At 68.5% G+C, this 26851-nt stretch carries 27 protein-coding genes and 1 tRNA gene; 3 read left to right on the top strand and 25 right to left on the bottom strand.

From position 1 onward, the window contains the following. Nucleotides 1–2: 2 nt before the first annotated feature. From OG801_RS17385 to OG801_RS17335, 11 genes are all read right to left on the bottom strand, one after another. Nucleotides 3–965 (bottom strand): dihydrodipicolinate synthase family protein, encoded by a 963-nt coding sequence (locus OG801_RS17385; protein ID WP_355019413.1) that lies wholly within the window; start codon nt 963–965, stop codon nt 3–5. Beyond that, on the bottom strand, nt 962–2176 hold the full coding sequence (locus tag OG801_RS17380) for a kelch repeat-containing protein (RefSeq protein ID WP_355019414.1): 1215 nt from the start codon (nt 2174–2176) through the stop codon (nt 962–964). The genes OG801_RS17385 and OG801_RS17380 overlap by 4 nt, the downstream gene beginning before the upstream one ends. After that, entirely contained in the window at nt 2173–3387 is a 1215-nt protein-coding gene (locus tag OG801_RS17375) for an exo-alpha-sialidase (RefSeq protein ID WP_406030047.1), read from the bottom strand. Before OG801_RS17375 ends, OG801_RS17380 begins: the two co-directional genes overlap by 4 nt. An 84-nt stretch (nt 3388–3471) precedes the next feature. Continuing rightward, on the bottom strand, nt 3472–4158 hold the full coding sequence (locus OG801_RS17370; RefSeq protein WP_355019416.1) for an FCD domain-containing protein: 687 nt from the start codon (nt 4156–4158) through the stop codon (nt 3472–3474). After that, entirely contained in the window at nt 4155–5057 is a 903-nt protein-coding gene (locus OG801_RS17365; RefSeq protein ID WP_355019417.1) for a dihydrodipicolinate synthase family protein, read from the bottom strand. Before OG801_RS17365 ends, OG801_RS17370 begins: the two co-directional genes overlap by 4 nt. Further along, complete coding sequence (locus OG801_RS17360) at nt 5054–5884, bottom strand: carbohydrate ABC transporter permease (protein ID WP_406030044.1); 831 nt, start codon at nt 5882–5884, stop codon at nt 5054–5056. The genes OG801_RS17365 and OG801_RS17360 overlap by 4 nt, the downstream gene beginning before the upstream one ends. Beyond that, entirely contained in the window at nt 5881–6798 is a 918-nt protein-coding gene (locus tag OG801_RS17355) for a sugar ABC transporter permease (RefSeq protein WP_355019419.1), read from the bottom strand. The genes OG801_RS17360 and OG801_RS17355 overlap by 4 nt, the downstream gene beginning before the upstream one ends. After that, a complete protein-coding gene (locus tag OG801_RS17350; RefSeq protein ID WP_355019420.1) occupies nt 6795–8054 on the bottom strand; it encodes a sugar ABC transporter substrate-binding protein in 1260 nt (419 codons plus the stop codon). The genes OG801_RS17355 and OG801_RS17350 overlap by 4 nt, the downstream gene beginning before the upstream one ends. A gap of 116 nt (nt 8055–8170) precedes the next feature. Beyond that, complete coding sequence (locus tag OG801_RS17345) at nt 8171–8581, bottom strand: TIGR03618 family F420-dependent PPOX class oxidoreductase (protein WP_406030041.1); 411 nt, start codon at nt 8579–8581, stop codon at nt 8171–8173. 51 nt (nt 8582–8632) lie between these two features. After that, entirely contained in the window at nt 8633–8962 is a 330-nt protein-coding gene (locus tag OG801_RS17340) for a nucleoside triphosphate pyrophosphohydrolase family protein (protein ID WP_355019422.1), read from the bottom strand. Between the two features lie 141 nt (nt 8963–9103). Further along, nucleotides 9104–9186, bottom strand: a tRNA-Tyr gene (locus tag OG801_RS17335). A gap of 134 nt (nt 9187–9320) precedes the next feature. Here OG801_RS17335 and OG801_RS17330 point away from each other — a divergent pair. From OG801_RS17330 to OG801_RS17320, 3 genes are read left to right on the top strand one after another with little or no spacing between them, the layout of a single operon-like run. After that, the gene (locus OG801_RS17330; RefSeq protein ID WP_355019423.1) at nt 9321–9812 is read left to right on the top strand and encodes a YajQ family cyclic di-GMP-binding protein; all 492 of its coding nucleotides are present in this window, start codon (nt 9321–9323) and stop codon (nt 9810–9812) included. 4 nt (nt 9813–9816) lie between these two features. After that, nucleotides 9817–10311 (top strand): SRPBCC domain-containing protein, encoded by a 495-nt coding sequence (locus OG801_RS17325; RefSeq protein ID WP_355019424.1) that lies wholly within the window; start codon nt 9817–9819, stop codon nt 10309–10311. A 39-nt stretch (nt 10312–10350) separates the two neighbouring features. Continuing rightward, nucleotides 10351–10809, top strand: a complete 459-nt coding sequence (locus OG801_RS17320; RefSeq protein WP_091044275.1) for an Rrf2 family transcriptional regulator — start codon at nt 10351–10353, stop codon at nt 10807–10809. A gap of 103 nt (nt 10810–10912) precedes the next feature. Here the strand turns inward: OG801_RS17320 and OG801_RS17315 are convergent, their stop codons facing one another. The 14 genes from OG801_RS17315 to OG801_RS17250 form a co-directional block, all read right to left on the bottom strand. Then, nucleotides 10913–11884, bottom strand: a complete 972-nt coding sequence (locus tag OG801_RS17315) for a sulfate/molybdate ABC transporter ATP-binding protein (RefSeq protein WP_406030039.1) — start codon at nt 11882–11884, stop codon at nt 10913–10915. A 13-nt stretch (nt 11885–11897) separates the two neighbouring features. Further along, nucleotides 11898–12740, bottom strand: a complete 843-nt coding sequence (locus OG801_RS17310) for a sulfate ABC transporter permease subunit (protein ID WP_355228258.1) — start codon at nt 12738–12740, stop codon at nt 11898–11900. Beyond that, a complete protein-coding gene (cysT, locus tag OG801_RS17305) occupies nt 12733–13572 on the bottom strand; it encodes a sulfate ABC transporter permease subunit CysT (RefSeq protein ID WP_406030037.1) in 840 nt (279 codons plus the stop codon). Before cysT ends, OG801_RS17310 begins: the two co-directional genes overlap by 8 nt. A 7-nt stretch (nt 13573–13579) precedes the next feature. Next, nucleotides 13580–14656, bottom strand: coding sequence for a sulfate ABC transporter substrate-binding protein (locus OG801_RS17300; protein WP_406030035.1), 1077 nt, complete (start codon nt 14654–14656; stop codon nt 13580–13582). A gap of 228 nt (nt 14657–14884) precedes the next feature. Next, complete coding sequence (gene rarD / locus OG801_RS17295; RefSeq protein ID WP_406030033.1) at nt 14885–15802, bottom strand: EamA family transporter RarD; 918 nt, start codon at nt 15800–15802, stop codon at nt 14885–14887. Between the two features lie 55 nt (nt 15803–15857). Next, nucleotides 15858–16871 carry a polyprenyl synthetase family protein gene (locus OG801_RS17290; RefSeq protein WP_355020660.1) on the bottom strand — a complete coding sequence of 338 codons (1014 nt, stop codon included), beginning with the start codon at nt 16869–16871 and terminating at the stop codon, nt 15858–15860. Beyond that, nucleotides 16868–18412, bottom strand: a complete 1545-nt coding sequence (gene nuoN / locus OG801_RS17285) for an NADH-quinone oxidoreductase subunit NuoN (RefSeq protein WP_406036283.1) — start codon at nt 18410–18412, stop codon at nt 16868–16870. Before nuoN ends, OG801_RS17290 begins: the two co-directional genes overlap by 4 nt. Before the next feature lie 4 nt (nt 18413–18416). Then, nucleotides 18417–19838, bottom strand: a complete 1422-nt coding sequence (locus tag OG801_RS17280) for a NuoM family protein (protein WP_406030030.1) — start codon at nt 19836–19838, stop codon at nt 18417–18419. Next, complete coding sequence (gene nuoL / locus OG801_RS17275) at nt 19838–21703, bottom strand: NADH-quinone oxidoreductase subunit L (protein ID WP_355020662.1); 1866 nt, start codon at nt 21701–21703, stop codon at nt 19838–19840. The genes OG801_RS17280 and nuoL overlap by 1 nt, the downstream gene beginning before the upstream one ends. After that, nucleotides 21697–22002, bottom strand: a complete 306-nt coding sequence (nuoK, locus tag OG801_RS17270) for an NADH-quinone oxidoreductase subunit NuoK (protein ID WP_008356449.1) — start codon at nt 22000–22002, stop codon at nt 21697–21699. Before nuoK ends, nuoL begins: the two co-directional genes overlap by 7 nt. 79 nt (nt 22003–22081) lie before the next feature. Next, nucleotides 22082–22786 carry an NADH-quinone oxidoreductase subunit J gene (locus tag OG801_RS17265; protein WP_406030028.1) on the bottom strand — a complete coding sequence of 235 codons (705 nt, stop codon included), beginning with the start codon at nt 22784–22786 and terminating at the stop codon, nt 22082–22084. After that, nucleotides 22783–23322, bottom strand: coding sequence for an NADH-quinone oxidoreductase subunit NuoI (nuoI, locus tag OG801_RS17260; protein WP_355020664.1), 540 nt, complete (start codon nt 23320–23322; stop codon nt 22783–22785). Before nuoI ends, OG801_RS17265 begins: the two co-directional genes overlap by 4 nt. Further along, nucleotides 23319–24614 carry an NADH-quinone oxidoreductase subunit NuoH gene (gene nuoH, locus OG801_RS17255; RefSeq protein WP_406030026.1) on the bottom strand — a complete coding sequence of 432 codons (1296 nt, stop codon included), beginning with the start codon at nt 24612–24614 and terminating at the stop codon, nt 23319–23321. The genes nuoI and nuoH overlap by 4 nt, the downstream gene beginning before the upstream one ends. Then, complete coding sequence (locus OG801_RS17250) at nt 24611–26803, bottom strand: NADH-quinone oxidoreductase subunit G (RefSeq protein WP_406030024.1); 2193 nt, start codon at nt 26801–26803, stop codon at nt 24611–24613. Before OG801_RS17250 ends, nuoH begins: the two co-directional genes overlap by 4 nt. Nucleotides 26804–26851 lie beyond the last annotated feature (48 nt).

Here is a 26851-nt window from a genome sequence, read left to right as displayed (position 1 = left end):
GATCATGCTCCCTTCGGGGTGGTGTCGGCGGGGAGGGCCGGGAAGAGCTCCGGCAACAGGGCGTACGCGTCGTCGCGGGCTACGGCCACCGCCGAGTCAGGCGCCGGCAGGTAAGGCCAGCGAACCCGCAGACCGATGTCGGCCCAGCCGCCGACGGCCGCGAGCAGCTTGTCGAGCGCGGGGTCGGAGATGCCGGCGCGCTGGAGCGGGAGGATGTGCCGGGTGAACCATTCACCGATCCGGCGCTCGAGGTCACCTGCCATCGCCCGATCGGCGGTCATCAGGTCATACCAGCGCACGGCGCCCGCCGGGGAGAGCCCCGCGATGTTGGAGTAGCTGCCGCCTGCACCGCGGGCCAGACCGGACGCGAGCTGGTGGCCGGGGACGAACACCGCGCAGCGCTCGAGCACGCCGAGCGTGCGCAACTCGTCCCACCACGCGTCGTCACCGCCGGGCACCTTGACGCCGATCAGCGACGGTGTCTCGTCGAGGAGTCGGCCGAGGAGCCTTGGCGTGAGCGTCGTGGTGGCGCCGCCAGGGTTGTAGAGCACGAGCGGGATCGGCGCAGCGGCCGCGGCGACTCTGGTCACGAAGGCGACGCATTCGTCGTCGGTGAGCGGTAGCCAGTCCGGCAGTGCGACCTGGTATGCCGACGGCCTCAGGTCGCGGGTGCGAACGATCCGCTCCAGCGTGACCTGCGGAACGGGATGGCTGGCGCCAAGCTGGAAGGCCTTGCCCGTCGCCGCGCACGCGGTCGCGAGCATCCGGCACACCCGATCGGCCTCATCGTCCAGCAGCAGGTGCAGCTCTCCCGCCGTCCCGTGCGCGTAGACGCCGTGCAGCGGGGACGCCGCTAACGTAAGGATCTCGGCCTCGAGCCGCGCCCAGTCGATGTCGTCGCCGGCCCGGAGCGGCAGCAGGACCGAACCCCACACCCCCCGCAGGGTCGCCGCCGACAGAGTCATCGGCGCACCCGCCAGATCACGGGGGTGCGCACCCCGGGCCGGACCTCCCCGCTCGCGATGACGAGGGCGCCATCCCACTCCACCGCCGGCGTTGTCACCTGCGAGGCGCCGGGGAACCGGTCGACCGCCGACCAACGACCGGTACGCAGGTCGTAGCGCAGCACATCGGTGTTGAACCCGGTGTGGTGGTCCTGGAACCACGCCACCACGTCGGCATTCCCAGCCGCGGTGTGCTCCTGGATGAGGTCCCACCGCTCGACGTCGCCGTCACCGGCGTACACCGTGATCCCGCGGCGATCACCGACCCCGACACCGGCCATGACGCATCGCGGCAGGTCGGCGAGGCGGGACCAGCTGCCGTCACGGGGGTCGAAGGAGTACGCGTCGGTGTGCAGCGTCCACGAGCCGTCCGGCTGCTGGTTGCGCCCGGAGATCAGGTAGAACCGGCGACCGTCTGAGGCCGCCACCGCGACGGTTCGCGGCCCACCCGGCCAGGTCGGCAACGTCCTCCAGCCGGAGTCCGGGGCGGCGAGGTCCAGCGCATAGAACGACTCGCCCTCGGCGACGTACGCGGTCGTACCGACCATCGCGGCGGCACCATAGGAGAGCGGTCGCGGCAGAGACGGCAGGTCGTCGCGTACGAGCGCCTCGGCCACGGGATCGAAGCGGAGGAGATAGACGTCGGCGAACTTCTCCGTGGTGGCTCGCGCGGCACCGTTCGGTCCACCGCGGAACCCCTCGCCACCGATCACGAGGACGCCCCGAGGCGTGCTCAGGCACGCGGCGTAGGCGACCGCGTCGGGCAGGGTCAGCGGCAGATCGAGCCAGTTGTACGCCTCGCCGGACCGGTGCAGCACGAACGCGTCGTTCCAGTAGACCTTGCCCAGCACCGGATCGCGCCCAGCGGTGCGGCCAGGCTCGGGGAAGTTGGCTCCACCCGCGACGATCAGGTGATCGCCGTGGGCGCCGGCGACCGGCCCGGCGAGGCCGACCTGGCGCCAGTACCCCTCCCCGACCGGTATCTCCTCGGCCCAGTCCGTGCGGTTGGGCGGTAGATCAGGCAGACGCTCCCAGCCGGCGGTGCCGGCGTCGGGACCGCCGGCCCGTCCCACGGCCGCGGCACGGGTCGGGGAGGTCAGGCCCAGACCGCTGGCACCAACGGCGCCGACGGCACCGGCAGCCCCGGCGAGCAGCGCGCGGCGCGTGGTCATCGCAGCTCGCCGACCGGGATGCGGCGGAACGTGATGGTCTCGTTGGCGCCGCTGGTGCCGGTCTCGTAGAGGAGCCCGAGCTGGCGGCCGGGGAGCTGCACCAGGTCGGAGTACGCAGCCGGGTCGGTCGACACGGTGAGACGGTTCTCCCAGGTGTCACCCGCGTCTTCGCTGACCCGCAGCGCCATCCCGGCACGCCGGGTCGGGTTGCTCGGACCGGAGTACACCAGCGGCCAATCGCCGCCGCGCACCTGGAGCACGCTGCCCTGGACGACAGGGCCCACCAAGCCAGGCTCGGCGGCGTACGGCGTCACCAGCGACTCACCCCCGTTGACGGAAACGGCGTCGGCACGGGTGGCCGGCGAGCTCCCGTTCTGGTCTCGGGTGTTGAAGTAGAGGCTGCCGTCGCGCAACTGGGTAGCGATCGACTCGTTGGTGTTGAGCTCGCCGTCGAAGGTGCTGTCGTCGAAGCCGATCCGCCAGGTGCGGCCACCGTCGTCGCTGAGCAGGCTGTGCGCGCCGTAGTACTTGGCCTCGGCACCGGTGTCGGCCGAACCGGCCGGGGGCGCGCTCGAGTGGTTGGCCGGGACCACGAGCCGCCCGTTGTGCTCGCCACCGATCACGGCCACCGCGTGGCCCGGCCCTGTCGCGTACCACCGCCAGTCCGGGAGCTTCGTGGTGGCGGTGATCTCCTCCAGTGGCGAGAACGTACGTCCGTCGTCGGTGCTGCGCTGCACGAACACCCGCCGACTGTCCTCAGCCGGCACCTCGCCACGGAGGATCTCGGCCTCGCTGGCGGTGCCGGCGTTGCGGGTGCTGAGCAGGACCAGGTCCCCGGTCCTGGGGTCGACCACCGGCGCAGGGTTTCCGATGGTGTTCTCAGCCTGGTCGGCGACGACCGCCTGCGGGCCCCACGTGCAGCCACCATCGACCGACCGGCGCCGTACGAGGTCGATCGAGCCCGCATCGGAGCTGGACTCGCGCGCTTCGGCGAAGGCGACGACCGCCCCGTCGGCGGCCCGGACGACTGCTGGGATGCGGTAGACGGCGTAGCCGCCGTCACCGGAGACGAACGGGACCGATCCGGTGCAGCTGGACGACTCCGGGTCGGCTGTGGGGGTGCCGGCCCGGGCAGTGTCCGCGTTGACGAGCAGCGGGGTGGCCATGGTCGCCGCAGCGGCGACCACGGCTGCGTGATGGAGGTTCCTCATGATGCGTTCCTTCTCTCTCGACGTCGATGACGTTGTCGTGTCGTTGTCGTTGGATGACGCTGATCCTGATGGTCCTTCCGCAGCTCAGGCGCGGTCCTGCAGTAGCCGCGCCCGGACGCGTACGTCGTCGAAGTGCTCGAACATTCGGGCCGTGGCGAGCTCGGCGTCCCCTGCCTGCAGGGCACGCACGATCGCGAGGTGAGCCTCGCCGCGGTTGCGCTCGGGACTTCCCGGGATGGCGTCGCCCACCCGGACGAAGAGCTCCCAGAACAGCTCGATCAGGTTCTCGACCAACGGATTGCCGAGGGTCTGGTAGAGCGAGAGGTGGAACTCCCGATCGACGTCGGCGAAGCTCTCGCCGCGCTGTTCCCGCTCGCTCATCTCGGTGGCCAGGTCGGCACACCGGGACAGTGCTTCCTCCTCTTCGTCCCGCAGCCGGCACACGGCCGGCATCAGCCCGGCCTCCATGGCCTCGCGGGCGGTGAGCAGCTCTTCCAGCGAGGCGCCCGGCTCGGCCAGCCCGTAGGGCAGCTGCTCGATCACCGGCCGGAAGGAGAACGCGGCGACGTAGAGCCCGTTGCCGGGCCGGGCCTCGATCACGCCGAGGGTCTGCAGGCTTCGCGATGCCTCCCGCAGCGAGAGGCGGCTGACCTCGAGCTCGGCGGCCAGCACGGCCTCTGGCGGAAGCCGGTCGCCGGGCCGCAGGCCGTGCTCTCGGATGAAGTCGCGCAGCCGGACCTGGGCCTCGCGGTAGATGGAACCGTGCTTCACGACTGCCCGGCCTGCTCGACGGCGACCCGCAGTCGGTCGGCGAGGGCGTCCGCCTCGGCGATGGCCGTCGCGTCCAACGGACCCCACGGCGTACGCGGCGCGCCCGTGTTCGGGCCGAGTCGGTTCATCAGCTCCTTGACGAAGCCGAGCCCTCCGTGACGGCCGGCGACGGCCGCGATCTCACGGAAGGGTCGGTGCAGCTCGTAGGCACGCTCAGGCTCTCCCGAGTCGTACGCCTCGACGACCCGGTGCGCGACCGGCCCGAGCCCGTTGTAGAGACTGCCGATCACCGCCTCCACGCCGATAGCCAGGCCGGCGGGGAGGAGCTCGTCGCGACCGAAGAAGACCCTGACCCCGGTTGCGCGGGTGCGGTCGCACTCGATGAGGTCCTCGTCGGTGAACTTCACCCCGGCCAGGGTGGGAATCCGCTCCCGGGCGGCGGTGACGACATCGGCTGGCAGATGGGTCGAGCCGGTCATGCTCGGGATGTGGTAGTAGCACAGCGGCGTCTCGCCGGCGGCCGCCGCGATCCGGGCGAGGTGGTCGACGACCAGCTCGACGCGCGGCGCCTCGCCATAGAACGGAGCGGTCGCAGCCACGAAGTCGACACCGTGGTCGGCGGCATGCGCCGCGAGCTCGGCTGCTTGGGCCAGGTCGTTGGAACCGACTTGGGCGGCGAGCCCGAACCCCTCGGGCCGTACGGCCGCCCAGGCCTCGAGGAGCGTGCGCCGCTCCTCGGTGGTCAGAGACGGGTACTCGCCGGTGGTGCCTGCCACGAATGCGCCGAACACCCCGGAGTTTCGCAGGTGCTCGGCCTGCGCGGGGACGACCGAGAGATCGAGACGACCGTCCGGGTCGAAGGGCGTCGGTGTCGCCGCCCAGATTTCCAATCGACTCAACTCTTCGTCGCTCCTTCGGTCAGTCCAGCCACGATGTAGCGCTGGAGGAAGATGAACAGGACGATCACGGGCAGCGCGATGATCGCTGACACCGCCATCAGGTCGTTCCACTTGGTTCCGAATGCGTTGGTGATGCCGGCAAGCACGACCGTGACCGGCTGGTACTTCTCGTCCGGGGCCAGCGCGAGCCCGAAGACGAACTCGCCCCAGGCCTGCAGGAAGCTCACCGCCCCGACCGTGATGATGCCCGGCGTACTGACCGGGACAGCCACCCGCCAGAACGCGGTGAGCTCGTTGCAGCCGTCGATCTTGGCGGCCTCGACGATCTCCTCGGGGATGGCGAGGAAATAGGGTCGCAGGATGGTGATCGCCAGTGGCACGGCGAGCGAGCAGTTGGCGATGATGAGGCCGGCGTAGCTGTTCACCAGTCCGACGCCGCTGAAGAGCACGAACATCGGCAACGCCAGGTTGACCGACGGCACCATCTGCACGGCCAGGAAAAGCATCAGGAACGCCGAGACGAAGCGCACCTTCAGCCTGGCCAAGGCGTACGCCGCCGGTAGGGCGACCAGCAGCGTGACCACGGTCGTGCCGACCGCGATGATGCCGCTGTTCACGAGCCCGCGGGCGATGTCCCCGTCGGAGAAGACCGCACGCGCGTACGAGCCGGTGGTCGGGGGGAGCGGAAGCAGGTCCGGCGGCGTCGCGAAGATGTCCTCCGCGCCCTTGAAGGATGTGTTGAGCATCCAGTAGACGGGGATCAGGTAGATGGCCGTGATGAGCACGGCTGCGAACGCCAGCAGCCGGTGCCGGGAGACGGCGCTCATGCGCCCTCCTCGCTCCGGAGGGCACGGAAGTAGACCAGCGCGAGCGCGATGGAGATCACCATCAGCACCGTGGTCGCCACCGCCGCGGTGTCGAACCGGGAGAACTCGAATGCCTCGTTGTAGGCGTACACCGGCAGCGTCTCGGTTGCGTTGCCGGGACCTCCGCCGGTCATCAGGAAGATCGTGTCGAAGGTCTTGAAGGTGAAGATGAAGATCAGCAGCGTGACCGTCAGGCTGACCGGCCTCAGCAAAGGGAAGGTCAGCGAGCGGAACTGCTGCCATGCGGAGGCACCGTCGATGCGGGCTGCCTCGTAGTAGGTCGGCGAGATGCCCTGGAGCCCGGCGGCCAGCAGGATCATCGCGAACGGCGCGAAGCTCCAGGCCGTCGCCACGGTCACCGCAAGCAGCGCGGGGTTCGGCTCTCCGAGCCAGAACAGGTCGCGATCGAGCAGTCCCAGGCCGCTGAGCGCAGCGTTGAGCAGTCCATAGCTGCCATCGAGCAGCCAGCGCCAGACGTTGGCGCTGACAACCGTGGGCAGGATCCAGGCCAGCAGCAGCAGCGCGCGTAGGACGTTGCGGCCCCGGAACTCACGATGGAACAGCAGCGCCAGGCCCAGCCCGACCGCGAACGCGATCATCACCGTGCCGATGGAGTAGACCAGCGAGACGACGACTGCGTGCCAGAACTCGGGGCGCCCGAGCTGGTCTCGATAGTTGTCGAGCCCGACCCAGGTGGCGCCGCCCTGGACGACCTCACGCAGGCCGACGTCGAAGAAGCTCTGCAGGATGTTGTAGATCAACGGGTAGACGACGGTGAGGACGACGAAGACCACCGCCGGGGCGAGGAAGAGGTACGGCGCGAGATTCGGCCGTCGCTGCCCCGGCCGGACTGTCGTCCGAGCGAGGGAGCTCACGACCCGAGAGCGCCGTCGATCTTGGCCTGCGCCGCCGTAGCGGCGTCGGCCGGGCTGCTGCTGCCGCTGATGGTGGCCTGCAGGGCTTCCTGGATCGCGGTCAGCGACTCGTTGGAGTGCGTCGCGACGTCTCCCTCGGGCGCCCAGGCGTTCTCGAGCTGGTCGGCGAAGGTCTTGCGGATAGGGTCCTCGACCGCCTTGGGAACGTCGTCGCGGGCAGGCAGCTTGTTGCGGGCCGGGAGGTACTCCTCCAGAACCGGCTGCTCCTGCAGGTGGGCGATGAGGTCCCAGGCAGCGTCCGGGTCTCCGCTGCCCGCGCCGATGGTGAGGTTCTCCGCCGACAGGAAGCTCTTCGTGACCTCGTCCTTCGGCAGCGGCACCACGCCCCAGTTCAGGTCCGGCACCTCGTCACGCAGGATGTTCACGTAGGTCGCCGAGTTGATCATCATCGCGGCGCTGCCGCCCGCGAACTGGGTCTTGGCGTCGTCCTCGAGCCAGGTCAGGAACCCCTTCGAGAGCCCGCCGTTGTCGACCATCCGCTTGAAGGACTCCAGCGCCGCGGCGCCGGTCCCGTCGCCGAACGTCTTGAGATCTCCGCCGGCCGCGAGCTGGCGGAGCAGGATCCCGGTGGCGCCCTCGGCGCCCTCGCGCCCGGAGACGGCCAGGCCGTACTTGACTTCCTTTGCCAAGGTCGCGGCGGTGCTCTCCATCTCGTCCCAGGTCTTGGGAGGCTGCACTCCGGCCGCCTCGAAGACGTCCTTGTTGTAGTAGAGCGCGTAGTCGTCCGCGACGTGCGGGATGCCGTACGTCTTGCCGCCGACCTGCGTGGTCTCCCAGCTCGTGGGGTAGTAAGCGTCCTGCTCACCCCACTCCTCGACCTGGTCGCTGATGTCCTCGATCACGCCCGCCTCGGCCATCTGCTGTGTGTCGAAGGCGTTGATCAGGGCGACGTCTGGGCCCTCTCCCGCGGCCGCACCCTGCTGCAGGGTCCGGTTGAAGTCCTCGAAGGGGATGAACCGGATCTTCACCTTCACATCGTCGTTCTGAGCGTCGTACGCCTCGAGTGCGTCGTAGAGAGGCTTGCCGGTCGGCATCTGCTCATCGCCGTAGTACTGCCAGACCGTGACCGTTCCGTCCGAGGAGTTCGACTCGGACTCGCCGCCCAGCGCGCCACAAGCCGTGAGCGAGATGGCCAGCATGGAGATGAGACCGCCAACGGCGGTGCGGCCGACGACGTTCGTGCGGGTTCGGATCATGACGTCCTCCGAAGTGGGGGTGATGTGATGCCGATCACAGTAGTCAGATATCTGATAACTCGCAAGAGAAACGACGACGCTCTTCCCCGGAGGGGGCTTTCATGCCCTGTCGGCGCTCACCAACCCGATGGACGTACGTTGCCCAACACCCGGGTCACGGTGATCTCGATGACCACCCGCTCCGGGTTGGGCCGGGGCTGCCGGTAGCGCTCGGCGTACCGCCGCTCGGCCTCGGCCACCGACTCCGCGTCGTCCTTGACCACCGCCGTGCCCTCCAGCGTGCACCAGCGACGCCCGTCGACCTGGCTGACCGCCGCCTGCGCGCCGGCCCCGGCTGCGCGTACGTTCCGGACCTTCTTGCTGCCCGCGCTGCTGATGACGCGCGCGATGCCGGCCTCGGGATCGAACGTCACCCCCACCGGGACGAGATGCGGGCTGCCGTCCGGGCGGCTCGTCGTCAGGAAGCAGACCCGACGCTCCCGCCAGAACTCGTCGTTCTCTGCGGGGGACGGTGCGTCGACTGTCATGGGTGCTCCTTCGTGAACCAGGGCCGTGGCTGCCACGGCTCTATCGGTGGGTCAGCGGTTGTCGCCACTGCCACCGATGGCGTCGCGCTGCTGACGATCGGCGAGCTTCTTGATGTTGAGCTCGGCAACGTCCGCGAGCGGAAGCCCGAAGTGGTCAGCGAGGACCGCCAGGTACCACAGTGTGTCGCCGAGCTCCTTGGCGAGATCATCGAGGTCCCACTGGGCGAAGTCGCTGTCGTGGTCCCGAATGATCTTCTTCGCCTTCTCGGCGATCTCGCCCGTCTCGCCGACCAGCCCCAGCAGCAGATGGAACACCTCGTTGGGCGTGCCCTTCGACCCCGCGGTGCGCAGCGCTGCCTGCTGGTAGGCGTTCATATCCATCACCAGAACCTATCGCGCCTCCCGCCCCACCGCCGCTGCACGGCGGGCCGCCGGAGACCTCAGTCACGGATACGGTCGGATACGCGAAACACCCCTGGCGGCCAGTGTTTGTGCTGGTCACCAGGGGTGTTCTCCCAGGCGTGGCAGATGAAGGATTCGAACCTTCGAAGGCAAAAGCCGACGGATTTACAGTCCGCTCCCATTGGCCGCTCGGGCAATCTGCCGGGATCGCGCGCGCTCCCGCATAGGGGATCGCGACAGCAAGAAACAATAGCGCAGGGCCTGGCGGCGTACGAAAACGGGACGAGGTCCTAGGGTGAGACACCACAGACTTGGTCAGAATCTAGAGGAGAGAGTCATGGCGGACTCGTCATTCGACATCGTGAGCAAGATCGACCGCCAGGAGGTCGACAACGCGCTGAGCCAGACCGCACGGGAGGTCTCGACGCGGTTCGACTTCAAGGGCACCAACGCGACCATCGAGTGGAGCGGTGAGCAGGGGATCGAGATCTCGGCGTCCGCCGACGACCGCGCGAGCGCGGTGCTCTCGGTCTTCCAGGACAAGCTGATCAAGCGCAAGCAGTCGCTCAAGATCCTCGACGCGAGCGAGCCGCGCCAGTCGGGGCAGCAGTCGAAGATCTCGATCACCCTCAAGGAGGGCATCTCCTCCGAGGACGCGAAGAAGATCTCCAAGCTGATCCGCGACGAGGGGCCCAAGGGCGTCAAGGCGCAGATCCAGGGCGACGAGCTCCGCGTCTCCTCCAAGAAGCGCGACGACCTGCAGAACGTGATCTCGCTGGTCAAGGGCCAGGACTACGACTTCGCGGTGCAGTTCATCAACTACCGCTGAACTCGTGGCCTACGAGCACCCGCGAGCCTCGATCGAGATCGACGCTCCGATCGACGTGGTGTGGCGGGTGATGGTCGAGACCGAGGCGTACGCCGCCTGGAACCCGTTCGTCGTGTGGGCCGAGACCGCGCAGCCGGCGGCGGTGGGCAACCCGATCGTGCTGCATGTGACCTGGGCGAACGGCGGCCGTGCGCGCTCGCCGGAGCGGATCTCGGCGCTCGAGGCGCCGGTAGTCGGCGCGGACGGGGTCGGGGTTGCGTACCTGGCCTATGTCTATGAGGGCTGGCCGGCGCGGCTCGGCCTGGTGCGGGGCGTACGTCACCAGCGGCTGACCCAGCGACCCGGCGGGCCGACGTGTTACGAGACAGTCGAGGAGTTCTCCGGTCCGCTGGTCGGGCTGGCCGGACCCGAGCGGGTTGCGGACGGGTTCCGGCGGCATGCCGCAGCTCTCAAGGTGCGATCCGAGACGCTCGTGAATGAAAGTGGACTTGACCACTAGATTGAGCGAAATTCTGCATTCATCTGCAAGAATGTGGCCGTGCGAGTATCTGCCAAGTCCGACTACGCCCTCCGCGCCCTCATCGAGATGGCCGCGCGCGAGGACGGAAAAGCTGTCAGCGCCGAAGAGCTCGGCCGCGCCCAGGAGATCCCTCACGGATTCCTGCAGGCGATCCTCGCCGACCTCCGCAAGGCCGGCGTCGTCATCTCACAGCGCGGCCAGTCAGGCGGTTGGCGCCTGGCCCGCAAGGCGTCGGACGTCTCCGTCGCCGACGTGATCCGCGCCGTCGACGGTCCGCTGGTCTCGGTCTACGGGCTGCGGCCCGAGGGCGTCACCTACAACGAGCGCGCCGATGTCCTCCAGCACGTGTGGATCGCCGCCCGCGACTCGCTGCGCGAGGTCTTCGAGAAGGTCTCGATCGCCGAGCTCGCCTCTCGTGAACTGCCCGACGAGGTCACCACCCGCACCGCGCGCGACGAGGCTTGGCTGCCTCACTGAGCCGTTGGGATACCCGGTTAACCGGGTATTCCTGCACTTCTCTGGCATTGCAACACCTGAGAAGTGCCAGTTTCACCGGTTAACCGGGTATCCCGTCCCGCCGCTACGCCGCAGGCGCCGGCATCGTGTAAGCCCCGGGCGACGGCGTGACGAAGACGTTGACGCCCTCCTCGAGCTGCAGAGCCCGGGCATGCGTACGCGTCAGCTCGGCGGTCACGACCTCACCGTCGTCGGTGAGGACGGTGAGGCGCACCTCGAACCCGATCCGCAGGACGCGCGAGACGGTGCCCTCGAGTGAGTGCTCGGAGATCGGCGACGGGGTGACCTCGACGTCATGGGGCCGGATCAAGGAACCGCCCAGGGTGGTCACGTCGCCGAGGAACGACATCACGAAGTCGTTGGCGGGCTCGTCGTAGAGCTGCTCGGGGGTGCCGATCTGCTCGATGCCGCCCTGGTTGACGACCACGATCTCGTCGGCGACCTCGAGGGCCTCCTCCTGGTCGTGGGTCACGAAGACGGTGGTCACGTGCACCTCGTCGTGGAGGCGTCGCAGCCAGTCGCGCAGCTCCTTGCGTACCTTCGCGTCCAGGGCGCCGAAGGGCTCGTCGAGCAGCAGCACGGACGGCTCGATCGCCAGGGCCCGCGCCAGCGCCATCCGCTGCCGCTGGCCGCCGGAGAGCTGCGAGGGCAGCCGGTTGGCGAACTGCGAGAGGTGGACGAGCTCCAGAAGCTCCGAGACCTTCTTCGCGACCTCCGCCTTGGGGCGCTTGCGGATCTCCAGCCCGAAGGCGACGTTCTTGGCGACCGAGAGGTGCTTGAACGCGGCGTAGTGCTGGAAGACGAAACCGACATTGCGCTTCTGGACCGGCAGCGAGGTCGCGTCCTTGCCCTCGATCACAACCGACCCGGTGTCGGGCGTCTCCAGTCCGGCGATGACCCGCAGCAGCGTGGTCTTGCCGCCGCCGGAGGGCCCCAGCAGGGCGGTCAGCTGCCCGGTGGGGATGGTCAGGTTGATGTCCTCCAGCGCGACGAAGTCGCCGTAACGCTTGTTGACACCACTTACTTCGATGCTCATGGGATGTGTCCTTTCACCGCACGCGCGCACCGCGGGCGCGCAGCACGAAGACGATGAGGATGCAGATGACCGAGACGCTGGCGAGGAGGAAGGCGACCGCGTACGCGCCCTGCTGGTCGAAGTTGAGGTACTTCTCCTCGACCGCGAGGGTGGCGGTACGGGTCTGGCCGAGCACGTTGCCGGAGACGACCTTGACCGCGCCGAACTCGCCGAGCGAGCGGGCCAGGGTGAGCACGACGCCGTAGATGACGGCCCACTTGATGCCCGGGAGCGTGATCCGCCAGAACGTCTGCCAGCCGCTCGCGCCGAGCGACGCGGCGGCCTGCTCCTGCTCGGTGCCGATCTCCTCCAGCACCGGGATGACCTCACGGATCACCAGCGGAAGCGAGACGAACGCGGTCGCCATGATGATGCCGGGCGTCGAGAAGATGATCTGGATCCCGGCCGACTCGAGCGTCGGCCCGAACCAGCCGTCGCGGCCGCCGTAGACCAGCACGAGCGCCAGGCCCACGACGATCGGCGAGACCGACAGCGGCAGGTCGATCATCGCGCTCAGGAGGCGCTTGCCAGGAAATTCGGTACGCACCAGCAGCAGCGAGATCGAGACGCCGAAGAGCAGGTTGATCAGCGTCGCGACCACTGCGGCCACGCAGGTCAGCTGGATCGCGTGCATCATCTGCGGGTCGTTGAAGATCGCGGTGAACGCCTCGGTCGTGAACCCGACATCGGGCACGTAGAAGGCGTTCCAGGCGACCAGGACCACCGGCCAGGCCACCAGGAGCCCGAGGTAGGCGATGACGATGACGCGGAGGACGTACGTCAGTGGTGTGCGCGGAGCACGACGGGTCTCAGCCACGGCGGACCATCCTCCTCTGGACCAGGTCGAGGACGACGATGACGAGGAGAGAGACGCCCAGCAGCATCGCCGCGATCGCCGCCGCGCCCTCCGGGTTGTCGTTCTCGATCGCGGACAGGATCCGCACCGAGGCGACCTCGGACTTGAACGGCAGGTTGCCCGAGAGCAGGACCAGGGAGCCGTACTCCCCCATCCCGCGCGCGAAGGAGAGCGCCGCGCCCGCCGCGATGGCCGGGGCCAGCGACGGCAGGATGATCCGCCAGAACGTGGTGAACCGGGACGCCCCCAGTGAGGCCGCGGCCTCCTCCACGTCGGTGTCGAGCTCCTCGAGGACGGGCTGCACCATGCGTACGACGAAGGGCAGCGTCACGAAGGCGAGGGCGAGGTAGACCGACGTCGACGTGTTCGCCCAGTGCAGGCCGAGGGGCGACTCGGCGCCGTAGAGGGAGAGCAGCACGAGGCCCGCGACGATCGTCGGCAGTGCGAACGGGATGTCGATGATTACCTCGAGCAGGCCCTTGCCCCAGAACTTGTCACGGACCAGGACCCAGGCGATCACGGTGCCGATGACGACGTTGATCAGGGTGACCACGATGGCCGCACGGATCGTCAGCAGGATCGCCGAGGCGGTCTGCTCATTGGTGAGCTGGTTCGCGAAGGCGGACCAGCCGCCGCTGGAGGCGGTGATGATCACCGCCACCAGCGGGATGAGGACGAGCAGGCTGAACCAGAGCATCGTGATACCGAGCCCGATGCCGCTGGTCCTTGTCAGAGTGTTGCCCGGCCGGCTGCGACGGGCAGCCGGCCGGGCCGTAGGGATGGTTGTCGTCATGACCGGGCTACTGCGAGGCCTTGCCGGACTTGGCGATGGAGTCGGTCACGATGCCGAGGTCCTCACCGTCCTCACCGGTGCCGAAGAGCTTCTCCTTGACGCCCGACCAGTCGCGGCCGCCGAAGTCGTTCTCCAGGGTGAGCAGCTGCTTCGGGGCCGGGAACGGGTCGGCCGGGTCCTTGGCGCCCTTGATGTCCTCCGGCTCGAGACCGATCGCGTCCCAGTCGACGACGCCGGGCTCGGCGGTGTTGACCGGGCGGAAGCCGGTCAGCGCGAACTGCTTCTGACCGCCCTTCGGGTCGAGGACGAAGTCGAGCCAGGCCTGAGACGGCTTGGAGGAGTCCTTGAGGATCGCGCCGGGGTTCTCGATCAGGACGGTGGAGTCCGGGATGATGTACTCGAAGCCCTCGCCCTGCTGGGCCGCGAGGATCGCCTCGTTCTCGTAGGCGAGCAGCACATCGCCGGTGCCGCCGAGGAAGGCGGTGGTGGCGTCGCGGCCGGAGTTGGTCAGGGTGACGACGTTCTTGAAGAGCTTGTCGAGGTACGCCTTGCCCTCCTCCTCGGTGCCACCGTTCTTCACCACGGAGCCCCACGCGGCCAGCGCGTTCCAGCGGGCGGCGCCGGACGAGGCCGGGTTGGCCGTGACCACGCCAACCCCGGGCTTGACGAGGTCCTCCCAGCCCTGGATGTTCTTCGGGTTGCCCTCACGGACACCGAGTACGACGACCGAGCTCGACACGATGCCCTTGTTGTCGCCGTCGTCCCATGACGCGTCGACGAGGCCGGCCTTCTCCAGGCGCTGTACATCGGTGCCGACGGACAGATGGACATAGTCGGCCTTCAGGCCGGACTCGACCGCACGGCTCTGGTCTCCCGAGGCGCCGTAGGAGGTCTGGAAGGTGACGCCCTCGCCCTCGGGGGTCTTGTTGAACTCCTTGGCGATCGCCTTGTTGGCCGTCTCGGGGACGGCGAAGCCGACGATGGAGATCGACTCCGCGTCGCTGTCGCCGCCGGAGCCACCGCACGCGGTCAAGGTCAGGATGCTCGCAGCGGCCAACGCCACTGCAACCTTGATCTTCTTCATCTGGTTCCTCACTTCTGCCCTGCCGAGTCAAGGTCGATCGGGTTACGAATGTCGAGGAGAATACTTGAATTAGTCGATTGAATGTGAAAACGCGCGATCGGTCCGCTCCTTGGACGCACGCAGTCGCCGAGACGTCACTCAGGTCGGTCGAGATGGCAGCTGGGTGCCATCTCGACCGACCTGAGTGACGTCTCGGCAGGCGGGGCTGACGTCTCGGCGGGGGCGGGGCTAGACGGTCGTCGTGCTCGGCGGGGTCACGAGCGTCCGCAGGACCTTGCGGCGGTGGTGGATGGCCTCGGCGCTGAAGATGACCAGGGCGATCCAGACGATCGCGAAGCCGGCCCAGCGGCCGGGAGGCATCGCCTCGTGGGCGATGAAGACGCCGACGGCGAACTGCAGGATCGGCGCGAGGTACTGGAGCAGCCCGATCGTGACCATCGGCACCCGGATGGCGGCCGCACCGAAGCAGGCCAGCGGCACGACGGTGATGACGCCGAGGCTGATCAGGAGGAGTACGTGGAGGGCACCGTGACCGAAGAGCGTGCCGTTCCCGGTTGCCTGGAGAGCGACGATCAGGGCCAGCGCGAACGGCGCTGTCACGGCAGTCTCGACGGCCAGCGACTCGAACGGCCCGACCCCCGCGCTCTTCTTGAGCAGCCCGTAGGTGCCGAAGGAGAAGGCCAGGATCAGCGCGACCCACGGCAGCCGGCCGTAGTCGACAGTGAGCACGATGGTGGCCAGGAAGGCGATCCCGAGCGCCACCCACTGCAGCTTCCGCATCCGCTCACGCAGGATGATCACGCCCATCAACATCGTGACGAGCGGATTGGTGAAGTAACCCAGGCTCGTCTCCACGATCCGCCCGTTGTTGACGCCCCAGATGTACGTCACCCAGTTGATCGAGATCACCGCCGCGGCCGCAGTCAGCAGCACGAGCTTGCGCCGGTCGCGCAGGATCGCGGCCACCTGCTGGCGGCGGCCCACGATCAGCACCAGCGCTCCGGCCACGACCAGCGACCACAGGATCCGGTGTCCCAGGATCTCCCAGGCCCCGGCGGGCTCCATCAGCGGGAAGTAGAGCGGGAACGCTCCCCACATGATGTAGGCAGCGGCGCCGAACATCACTCCACGCCGTTGCTCATTCACGTCGCAACGGTACTGCCAGGGCGTGGATACCCTTTACCGAATATCGCGCCTCGGCTCAGACGGAGCGGACGGCGACGATGTCGGCGAAGGCCTCAAGGGCCTTGCGGACGGGGCCCTCGGGGAGCGGCGCGAGGGCGGCCTTGGCCTCCTCGGCGCGGGACTGGACGTAGGCGCGGGCCTCGGTCAGCGCCGGGTGGGCGCGGAGGAGGCCGACGCACTCGGCCAGGGCCGCGTCGTCGGTGAGGTCGCTGTCGAGCAGCTCCAGCAGCCTTGCGTCGCCGGCGTCGGTGGAGCGGCGGGCCAGCAGCACCGGGAGCGTCGGGACGCCCTCACGGAGGTCGGTCCCCGGCGTCTTGCCGGACTCGTCGGAGGCGATGTCGAGGATGTCGTCGGAGAGCTGGAAGGCGACGCCGACGATGTCGCCGTAGGCGAGCAGGGCCTCCTGGATCTCCTTGTCGGCGCCGGCGAAGAGCGCACCGTAGAGAGCCGAGGTGGCGATCAGGACGCCGGTCTTCCCGGCCAGCACCTCGAGGTGGTGGTCGACCGGGTCGACACCCTCGGGCGGCGCGACGCCTTCGAGGATCTGACCCTCGACGAGCTTGGCGAAGGTGGCCGCCTGGATGCGTACGGCCTCCGGACCCAGCTGGGCGGTCAGCTCCGAGGAGCGGGCGAAGAGGAAGTCGCCGGTCAGGATGGCGACGTGGTTGTCGAAGCGGGCGTTGGCGGTGTCCTCGCCGCGGCGCACGAGCGCCTCGTCCATGACGTCGTCGTGGTAGAGCGAGGCCTGGTGGGTGAGCTCGACGACGCAGGCGGCAGTGATGACCTCGTCGGCGAGCTTGTCCGGGCCGTACTCGGCGGCCAGCAGCACCAGCAACGGCCGGAACCGCTTGCCGCCGGCCTCCAGCAGATGGGAGGCCGCTTCCGTGACGAACGGGGAGCTGCTGCGGGCGTAGCCCGCCAGCTTCTCCTCCACGATCGCCAGCCGAGCGCGCAGCCGCTGCTCGAGCTCGGGATCGGTGATCGGGAGGGCGAGTTCAGGGGCTCGGTCGGTGGGTGCGCTAGTGCTCACCCGATGAATCCTCCCGCATCCACCAACAGGCTGAGCACAGGGCCCGGAATTACACCCAACAAGACGGTGGCGACAGCGCTCAGTGCGATCACGACGGTGGTGGCGTACGACGGGGTCACGACCGCGGCCGCGTCCTCGCGTGGGTCGGTGAAGAACATCAGCATCATCACCCGTACGTAGAAGAAGATCGCGATGATGCTCGAGCCGATCGCGACCACGACGACGGGCCACTGACCGGCGCCCAGCGCGGCAGCGAAGACGCCCCACTTACCGATGAACCCTGCGGTCAGCGGCAGCCCGGCCATCGAGAGCAGGAAGACGGCGAAGGTCGCCGCGACCCACGGGTTGGACCGGCCCAGGCCGGCCCAGCGCTCCAGCGAGTTGACCTCACCGTTGGGGCCCCGCACCAGAGAGACGATCGCGAAGGCCCCGAGGGTCGCGAACCCGTAGGCGGTCAGGTAGAAGAGCACCGCCTGGGTGGAGCCGAAGGCGTCGGTCTGTACGCCGAGGAGCCCGGTCAGCAGGAAGCCGGTGTGGGCCACGGCGGAGTAGCCGAGCATCCGCTTCACATCGGTCTGGACCACCGCGAAGGAGGCGCCCAGCAGCATCGTCAGCACCGCGATGACGCCGATCGCCGGGCGCCAGATGTCGCCCTCAGCACCGAAGGCGACATAGAAGAGCCGGAGCATCGCGGCGAAGGCGGCGATCTTGGTGGCAGCGCTCATCCACGCGGTGACCGGCGTCGGGGCGCCCTGGTAGACGTCGGGGGTCCAGGAGTGGAAGGGCACAGCACCGGTCTTGAAGAGCAGGCCGACGGCCATCAGGCCGATGCCGAGGAGCAGGAGCGGGCTGGAGCCGTCCTCGGCCGCCACCTCACCGATCTCGGCCAGCGACATCGACCCGGCGAAGCCGTAGACCAGCGCGAGGCCGTAGAGGAAGATGCCGGAGGAGAACGCGCCGAGCAGGAAGTACTTCAGCGCCGCTTCCTGGGAGAGCAGCCGGCGACGGCGCGCCAGCCCGGTCAGCAGGTAGAGCGGCAGCGACAGCACCTCGAGCGCGACAAAGAGCATCAGCAGGTCGCCGGAGATGCAGAAGAGCATCATCCCGCCGACCGCGAACATCATCAGCGGGTAGACCTCGGTGTGCTCCAGCCCCCGCTGAGAGGCGGTGCGCTCGGCCGGTGTGCCCGGCAGGGCCGCGGCCTGACCGGCGAAGGCGCTCACGCCGTTGTCGAGACGTCGCTCGGCGAAGAGCGCGACGCCGCCGAGCGAGACCAGCAGCACCAGGCCCTGGGAGAAGACCCCCGGGCCGTCGACGATCAGGGCACCCTCACCCGTCGAGGCGCCGAGGCTGGACCCGGCGCCGACGGCGACGGTCCCGGCGAGCGCGGCGACCAGGCCCGCCAACGCCAGCGACACCTGGGTGTTGAAACGCGCGGCACGCGGCGCGAAGGCCTCCACCACGACACCGGCGCACGCGACGCCCAGCACCAGCAGGACGGGCCAGAGGGTGGCGTACGAAATTCCGGGGGACTCGAACATCGCGTCACTCACCTGCCTGGATGACATCAACTAGAGGAGCCACGACCGGTTGGGCCGCCGAGATCAGAGGTCCGGGGATGAAGCCGAAGAAGAGAAGGGCGACCAGCAGCGGAGCGAGTACGCCGACCTCTCGCCGGTTGAGATCGGGGACCGGTTTGGAGAGCTGAGCGGGTCCGGTGAAGATCCGCTGGTAGGCCCACAGCACGTAGATGGCGGCGAGCACGATCGCGGTGACCGCGATGACGCCGACCAGCCAGTGGTAGTCGAAGGCGCTGATCAGGACCAGGATCTCGGAGACGAACTGGCTCAGACCCGGCAGCCCGGCGGTCGCCAGTCCGGCGATGAGGAACGTGCCGGCGAGCACCGGCGTCGCCTTCTCCATCCCCCGCATCGACGAGATCGAGGCGGTGCCCTTGCGGGCGATCAGGAACCCGGCGATCAGGAACATCGCCGCAGTCGCGACACCGTGGTTGACCATGTAGAGGATCGCCCCGACCAGGCCCTCGCGGGTGGCCGCGAAGATGCCGAGGGTGATCAGCCCGAAGTGCGACAGGGAGGTCAGACCGATCAGGCGGAGCAGGTCGTCCTGCCCGATCGCCAGCACAGCGCCGTAGACGATCGAGATCAGCGCCAGCACCACGACGACGGGCGTCGCCCAGGCGGACGCCTCCGGCACCAGGCCCAGGCAGAGCCGGATCATGCCGAAGGTGCCGATCTTGTCGAGGACGCAGACCAGGAGCACCGAGGTCGGCGTGGTGGCCTGCTCTGTGGTGTCGGCCAGCCAGGTGTGCACCGGGAACAGCGGCGCCTTGACCGCGAACGCGATGAACATCGCCACGAAGATCCAGCGCTCCGCGTTGGTGCCGATGTCGAGCTGCGCGAGGTCGCTGATCAGGTACGACGGCGCGCCGGCCTCCGAGGAGACCACGAAGAAGCCGATCAGCGCACCGAGCAGCACCAGTCCGCCGCCGAGCTGGAACATCAGGAACTTGAGCGCGGCTCGGGCCCGGTTGGGGCCGCCGTGCTGGCCGATCATGAAGTACGCCGGGATCAGCGTCGCCTCGAAGGCGATGTAGAAGAGGAAGAGATCGCCGGCGGTGAAGGTGAGCAGCGCGAAGGCCTCCAGGGCCAGCGCCCAGGCGTACCACCGCTTGTCGTGGTCCTTGACCGCCGCGACCATCACGAGCGGGACCAGGACGACAGTCAGCATCACCATCAGCTTGCCGAAGCCGTCCATCTCGAGCGCCCAGTGGACGCCGAGCGGCTCGATCCAGACGAGATCGGTGTCGGGGGCCGTGAACATCGTGACGATGCCGGCGATCAGGGTGGCGATCGCGAAGCCGAAGGCCCACGCCTTGGGCCGCGCCGGCATCACCGCGGTGATCAGCGCGCCCGCGAACGGGACGAGGACGAGGATTGTCAGCATCAGTTGACCACCAGGATCACGAGGGTCACCAGCACAGTGCCGCCGAGGACGGAGAGGGCGTAGGAACGTACGTAGCCGGTCTGCGTCTTGCGGAGCTCACCGGCGATCGCCGCGAGGGCGATCGGGCCACCGCTCATCAGGCCGTCGACGCCGTACTTGTCGGTCGCGAGGGCGCCGCGGGTGATCGCCATCCCGGGCGGCACCACGACGTCCTCGACGTGCGGGACGTGCAGGTAGGGAGTCGGCTCGGTCGTGATCGGACGGCGCCCGAAGACGAACCCGGCAGCCGCGACCCCGATCGCGACGACCAGCACCGCGAGGACTGAGGTCGCCCAGACCGGGAGCGGGCCGTGGTGCTCGGCGTGGCCGATCGCGACCACCGGCTCGAGCCAGTGCTCGATCCAGCCGCCGAGCGCGAAGACGCCACCGAGGACCGACAGTGCGGCGAGGACGACGAGCGGACCGGTCATGATCCGCGGCGACTCGTGCGGATGTACGCCCTCGGGCCACCGCTTGCGGCCGAAGAAGGCGAGCATCATCAGGCGGGTCATGTAGAACGCGGTCACACCGGCGGCCAAGAGGGCGATGATGCCGACCAGCCAGCTCTCGGCGAACGCGACCTCGAGGATCTTGTCCTTGGACCAGAAGCCGGCGAACCCGGGGAAGCCGATGATGGCCAGGTAGCCCATCGAGAAGGTGAGGAACGTGACCGGGAGCGCCCGGCTCAGCGCGCCGTAGTGCTTGAGGTTCACGTCGTCGTTCATGCCGTGCATCAGGGAGCCGGCGCCGAGGAACATGTTGGCCTTGAAGAAGCCGTGGGTGAGCAGGTGGAAGATCGCGAACGCGTAGCCCGGTCCACCCAGCCCGGCGGCCAGCATCATGTAGCCGATCTGGCTCATCGTCGAACCGGCCAGGACCTTCTTGATGTCGTCCTTCACGCAGCTCACCGCGGCGCCCCAGATGATCGTCACCAGGGCGACGACCACGACGGCGGTCGAGGCGGCCTCAGCGGCGTCGAAGATCGCGCTCGACCTGACGATCAGATAGACGCCGGCCGTCACCATCGTGGCCGCGTGGATCAGCGCCGAGACCGGGGTCGGGCCCTCCATCGCGTCGAGCAGCCAGCCCTGCAGCGGGACCTGGGCGGACTTACCGCAGGCACCGACGAGCAGCAGGATGCCGAGCCAGTTGAGGGTGGTCGTGGTGGTGTCGCTGATGTCGATCGCCGAGAACGACGTCGACCCGAAGGTGACGAAGCAGAGCGCGATCGCCAGCGAGAGGCCCATGTCGCCGACCCGGTTCATCACGAACGCCTTCTTGGCGGCCGCCGCTGCCGACGGCTTGTGCTGCCAGAAGCCGATCAGCAGGTAGGACGCCAGGCCGACGCCCTCCCAGCCGAGGAAGAGGCCGACGTAGTTCTCCGCCAGCACCAGCATCAGCATCGCGGCCAGGAAGAGGTTGAGGTAGCCGAAGAACCGGGTGCGCCGCTCGTCGTCGGCCATGTAGCCGACCGAGTAGACGTGGATCAGTGTGCCGACGCCGGTGATGAGCAGCAGGAACAGGCTGGAGAGCTGGTCGTAGAGCAGGTCGAAGCCCACCGACAGGTCGCCGGTGTCGAACCAGGTGTAGAGGTGCTGGACGACCTGCCTGCTCTCCTCGTCGCGACCGAGGGCCGCGATGAAGAGGACGAGCGACAGCACGAAGGACGCACCCGCGAGCCCGACCGCGAGCCAGTGCCCGATCCGATCGAAGAGGGCCGGAGCAAACGGCCGGCCGATCAGGATCAGAGCAGCGCCGGCCAGGGGCAGCGCGATGACCAGCCAGATCAGCGAGAAGACGCCGCTGGCCTCGACAGGATTCACCACTTGAGCATCCTTGGCTCGTCGACCGAAGCCGTGTTTCTGGTGCGGAAGATGGTCATGATGATCGCCAGTCCGACGACCACCTCAGCGGCCGCGACGACCATCACGAAGAACGCGGTCACCTGCCCGTCGAGGTTGCCGTGCATCCGGCTGAACGCCACCAGGGCCAGGTTGGCCGCGTTGAGCATCAGCTCGACGCACATGAAGACGACGATGGCGTTTCGCCTGGTCAGCACGCCGATCGTGCCGATCGTGAAGAGGATGGCGGACAGGATGACGTACGCCGTGGTGTTGTCTGTCATGCCGCCGCCTCCGTAGCGCAAGCGCCATCATACGAACGCGGCGGCATGTTGATCCCATGACTCGCTCGCTGACGCTCGCTCATGCGTCCTCTCCTTCGTCCGCACGACCGCCGGCGAGGATGGCCGGGACCGACTTCGTGCTCTGCGACCCGTCCGGCAGCAGCGCCGGGGTGTCGTTGCTGTTGTGCCGCGCGAAGGTGCCCGGTGGGGGCAGCGGGCCGAGGTGCTTGCCGCTCTTCGCGTAGTCGGCGACCCGCTTCTGGGCCAGGTCTGTCTGGGTCTGCTTCGGGTCGATCCGCTCGCGGTGGGCCAGCACCATCGCGCCGATCGCGGCGGTGATCAGCAACGCGCTGGTCGCCTCGAAGGCGATCACGTAGCGGGAGAAGAGAAGGTCCGCGAGGCGTTGTACGTTGCCGCCCTCGTTGGCGCTGGCCAGCCCGCGCATCGTGGCGATGCTGGCCTGGCCGACGCCCGCGATCAGCGTCGCGCCCAGACCGACCCCAAGGATGACGGCGAGCACCTTCTGCCCCGCGATCGTCTCCTTGAGCCTGTCGGAGGTGTCGACGCCGACCAGCATGATCACGAACAGGAACAGCATCAGGATCGCGCCGGTGTAGACGACGATCTGCACCGCGAACAGGAACGGTGCCTCCAGCATCGCGTAGATCATCGCCAGCCCGATCATCACGACCGCCAGCGACAGCGCGGCGTGGACCGGCTTGCGCGCGAACAGGAGGCCCATCGCCGCGATCACCATGATCGAGGCGAGGATCACGAAGCTCATCGCGTGGGCTCCTTGGGCTCCGGGGCGTAGTAGGAGGTGTCGTCGTTGCCGAGGAACATCGGGTGCGGAGGCGCCTCCATCCCGTCCTCGAGCGGTGCGAGCAGGTCCTGCTTCTCGTAGATCAGGCTCTCGCGCGAGGTGTCGGCGAGCTCGTACTCGTTGGTCATCGTCAGGGCCCGCGTCGGGCAGGCCTCGATGCACAGCCCGCACAGGATGCAGCGCAGGTAGTTGATCTGGTAGACGCGGCCGTAGCGCTCACCGGGTGAGTAGCGCTCCTCCTCGGTGTTCTCCGCACCCTCGACGTAGATCGCGTCGGCGGGGCAGGCCCAGGCGCACAGTTCGCACCCGATGCACTTCTCCAGGCCGTCGGCGTGCCGGTTGAGCTGGTGCCGGCCGTGGAAGCGCTCCTCGGTCGGCTCCTTCTGCTGCGGATACTGCTCGGTGACCGGCTTCTTGAACTGCGTCCCGAACGTCACCGCGAACCCGCTGACCGGGTCCCAGAAACGCTCCTTGAACGAGCGGTCGTCGTTGCTCACTTGGCCTCCTCAGGAGAGGGAAGAATGCGTACGCCGTTGGTGGCTGTCGGCACAGCCGGCGGTCCGAACACCAGCGGCTGGGCGGCCCCGCGCACGGCCCCGCCGAGCGGCAGGGCGGGTGTGGGGAAGCCGCCGGTCGGCTTGGTGACCTGGGCCTCCTTCTCCGGAAGCCGGTTGAGGAAGCCGAGCACGACGACCACAGTGACGGCCAGACCGAAGCCGAAGAGGATCCAGTCGGGGCTGAAGCCGCCCTGGATCGCGGCCATCTTGATCACGGCGACGACGACGATCCAGGCGAGGCTCGCCGGCAGCAGGACCTTCCAGCCGAGCGACATGAACTGGTCGTAACGCAGCCGCGGCAGCGTGCCGCGCAGCCAGATGAAGACCCAGATGAAGAAGAACATCTTCAGGAAGAACCACAGCACCGGCCAGTAGCCCTCGTTGGCGCCGGCCCAGAGGGTGCCGAGGCCGAGCGGGGCCCGCCAGCCGCCGAGGAACAGCGTCGTGGCGAGCGCGCTGACGGTGGCCATGTTGATGTATTCGGCCAGGAAGAAGAGCGCGAACTTCAGGCTGGAGTATTCGGTGTGGAAACCACCGACCAGCTCACCCTCGGCCTCGGGGAGGTCGAACGGCGCGCGGTTGGTCTCGCCGACCATCGAGATGCAGTAGATCAGGAAGGACGGCAGCAGCAGGGCACCGAACCACCAGTCCGTCTGGGCCGCCACGATCTGGCTCGTCGACAGGCTGCCGGCCATCAGGAAGACGGTGACGAGCGCCAGGCCCATCGAGACCTCGTAGGAGATCATCTGGGCGCTGCTTCGCAGGCCACCGAGCAGGGAGTACGTCGAGCCCGATGCCCAGCCGCCCAGCACGATCCCGTAGATGCCGATGCTGGCGATCGCCATCACGAACAGCACCGCGACCGGCATGTCGGTCAGCTGCAGCGGAGTCTGCACTCCGAAGAAGTTGACCTCGGGCCCGAACGGGATCACCGAGAACGTCACGAACGCCGGCACCGTGGCCAGGATCGGGGCGGTGATGAAGACGATCTTGTCGGCCTTCTCCGGTGTCAGGTCCTCCTTCAGCGCCAGCTTCACGCCGTCGGCGAGCGACTGGAGCAGACCGAACGGTCCGTGCCGGTTGGGCCCGATGCGGTGCTGCATCCGGGCCACGACCTTGCGCTCCCACCAGATGTTGAACAGCGTCAGGACGACGCAGACGACGAAGACCAGCAGAACCTTGATCGCGATGATCCACCAGGGGTCCTGGCCGAACTGCTCCAGCCCGTTCACTTGGCCCCCTCCACAATCACCGTCGAGCCCGGCGAGGCGAGATCCGCCCAGACGCCTCGACCGAAGCTGTTCGTCGGCACCCACACGGTGTTGTCGGCCAGCTCGGCCGCCAACGCCGGAAGCGTCCAACTCCCCCGGTCGCCGGTGATCGTCACGACGTCACCGACCTCCTCGTGGAGCGCTGCCGGGATGCGTACGAACGCCGGTCGCGCGGTCGCGGCCAGCGCCTTGTCGCCGCTCTGCAGCGTCCCGTTGTCGAGCATGAGATGCCAGGTCGCCAGACGAAGCCCCGCCGAATCGGTAGTTGTGGCGGCCGAGTCGGTAGTTGTGGGCGACGATTCGACACTTTCGTCCGCCACTTCTGCGGATTCGGCGCCCAGTTGTACGAACTCGGCGGTGATGTGGCCGAGGACCTCGGCGTCGGAGTAAGCGGCGGGCTTGTCGAAGACCTTCGGGAACGGGCGGCGGCGACCTTCCCAGGTGACGAAGGTGCCGGCCTTCTCGGAGGCGGTGGCGACAGGAAGTACGACGTCGGCGCGCTCGGTCACGGCGGTGACCCGCTGCTCGAGGCTGACCACGAAGCCGGCCTGGTCGAGGGCGGCCAGGAAGGCGGCCGGGTCGGCGGTGTCGTCGGGGTCGACGCCGGCGACCACGAGGGCGTCGAGGCCGGCGCGGACGATGGCTTCGGCGTCGAGACCGCCCTCACCGGGCAGCAGGTCTGCCTCGACCGCACCCCGGTCGCCGGCACGACGCGGCACCCAGGCGAGCCTGGCGCCGGTGCGATCGGCGAGCTCGGCAGCGGCGGAGTAGGCGCCGGGGCTGGTCGCCAGCCGCTCGCCGACCAAGATCACCGAAGCCTCGGCGACCCAGCTGACCTGCGAAAACGCGTCCTTCTCGGCACCGGGAGCAGTCAGGACGACCTCGGCTCCGAGCTTGCGCGAGCCCTCCGAGCCGTACGGACTAAGGGTGGTGATCCGCAGACCGTTCTTGTTGGCCTTGCGCAGCCGGAGGAAGAGCGTTCCGGCCTCGTCCTCGGGCTCGAGGCCGGCCAGCACGACGTGGTCGGCGGCGTCGAGGTCGGCGTAGGTGAGGCTGGTCCCCGCGACGCGTGAGCGCAGGAAGCCGGTCTCCTCCTCCGACAGCGGCCGCGCGCGGAAGTCGATGTGGGGAGTGCGCAGGGTGTCGCGGGCGAAGGCGGCGTACGCCTTCGCGTCCTCCAAGGTCAGTCGCCCACCGGGCAGCACCCCCACCGAACCGGCACCGGCCAAGCCCTGGGCGGCGACGGCGACGGCCTCCAGCCAGGACGCCGGCCGGAGCTCGCCGTCCTCACGGACCATCGGCGAGGTGAGCCGGTCGCGGACGGCGTAGCGGAAGCCGAAGCGGTCCTTGTCGGAGATCCACTCCTCGTTGACCTCGGGGTCGTTGCCGGCGAGACGGCGCATGACCTTGCCGCGGCGGTGGTCGATGCGGATCGCGGCGCCGCAGGCGTCGTGCTCGGCGACGCTCGGGGTGGAGACCAGGTCGAACGGCCGAGCCCGGAACCGGTAGTCGTCCGAGGTCAGCGCGCCCACCGGGCAGATCTGGATGACGTTGCCGGAGAAGTAGGACGAGAACGGCTTGTCCTCGGCGATGCCGATCTGCTGCTGCGCGCCACGCTGGATCAGCGCGATCCCCGGGTCGCCCGGGATCTCGGCGGCGAAGCGGGTGCAGCGCTGGCAGACGATGCACCGCTCACGGTCGAGCAGCACGTTGGGCGAGAGGTTGATCGGCTTCGGGAAGGTCCGCTTGGTCCCCTCGAAGCGGGTCTCACCCTGGCCGTGGGACATCGCCTGGTTCTGCAGCGGGCACTCGCCGCCCTTGTCGCACACCGGGCAGTCCAACGGGTGGTTGACCAGGAGAAACTCCATGATCCCGTGCTGGGCCTTCACAGCCGTGGAGTTCTGCGTCTCCACCACCATGCCCTCGGCCACCGGGATCGTGCAGGAGGCCTGCGGCTTCGGGAAGCCACGGCCGTTGCCCGCGTCGGGGATGTCGACCAAGCACTGCCGGCAGGCGCCGACGGGCGCGAGCAGCGGGTGGTCGCAGAAGCGCGGGATCTCGATCCCGGCCTCCTCGGCCGCCCGGATCACCAGCGTGCCCTCGGGCACGGTCACGTCATGTCCGTCGATCTTGACGGTCACATCGGTCACTGCACTGCCTCCGCTCGGTGGCCGGTCCACCCGTGTAACACGTCGTTC

It is taken from the genome of Nocardioides sp. NBC_00163, from assembly GCF_045206295.1.
Lineage (GTDB): Bacteria > Actinomycetota > Actinomycetes > Propionibacteriales > Nocardioidaceae > Nocardioides.
Note: the sequence above shows the minus strand (reverse complement) of the source record. Positions and strands in the feature narration are given on the sequence as shown.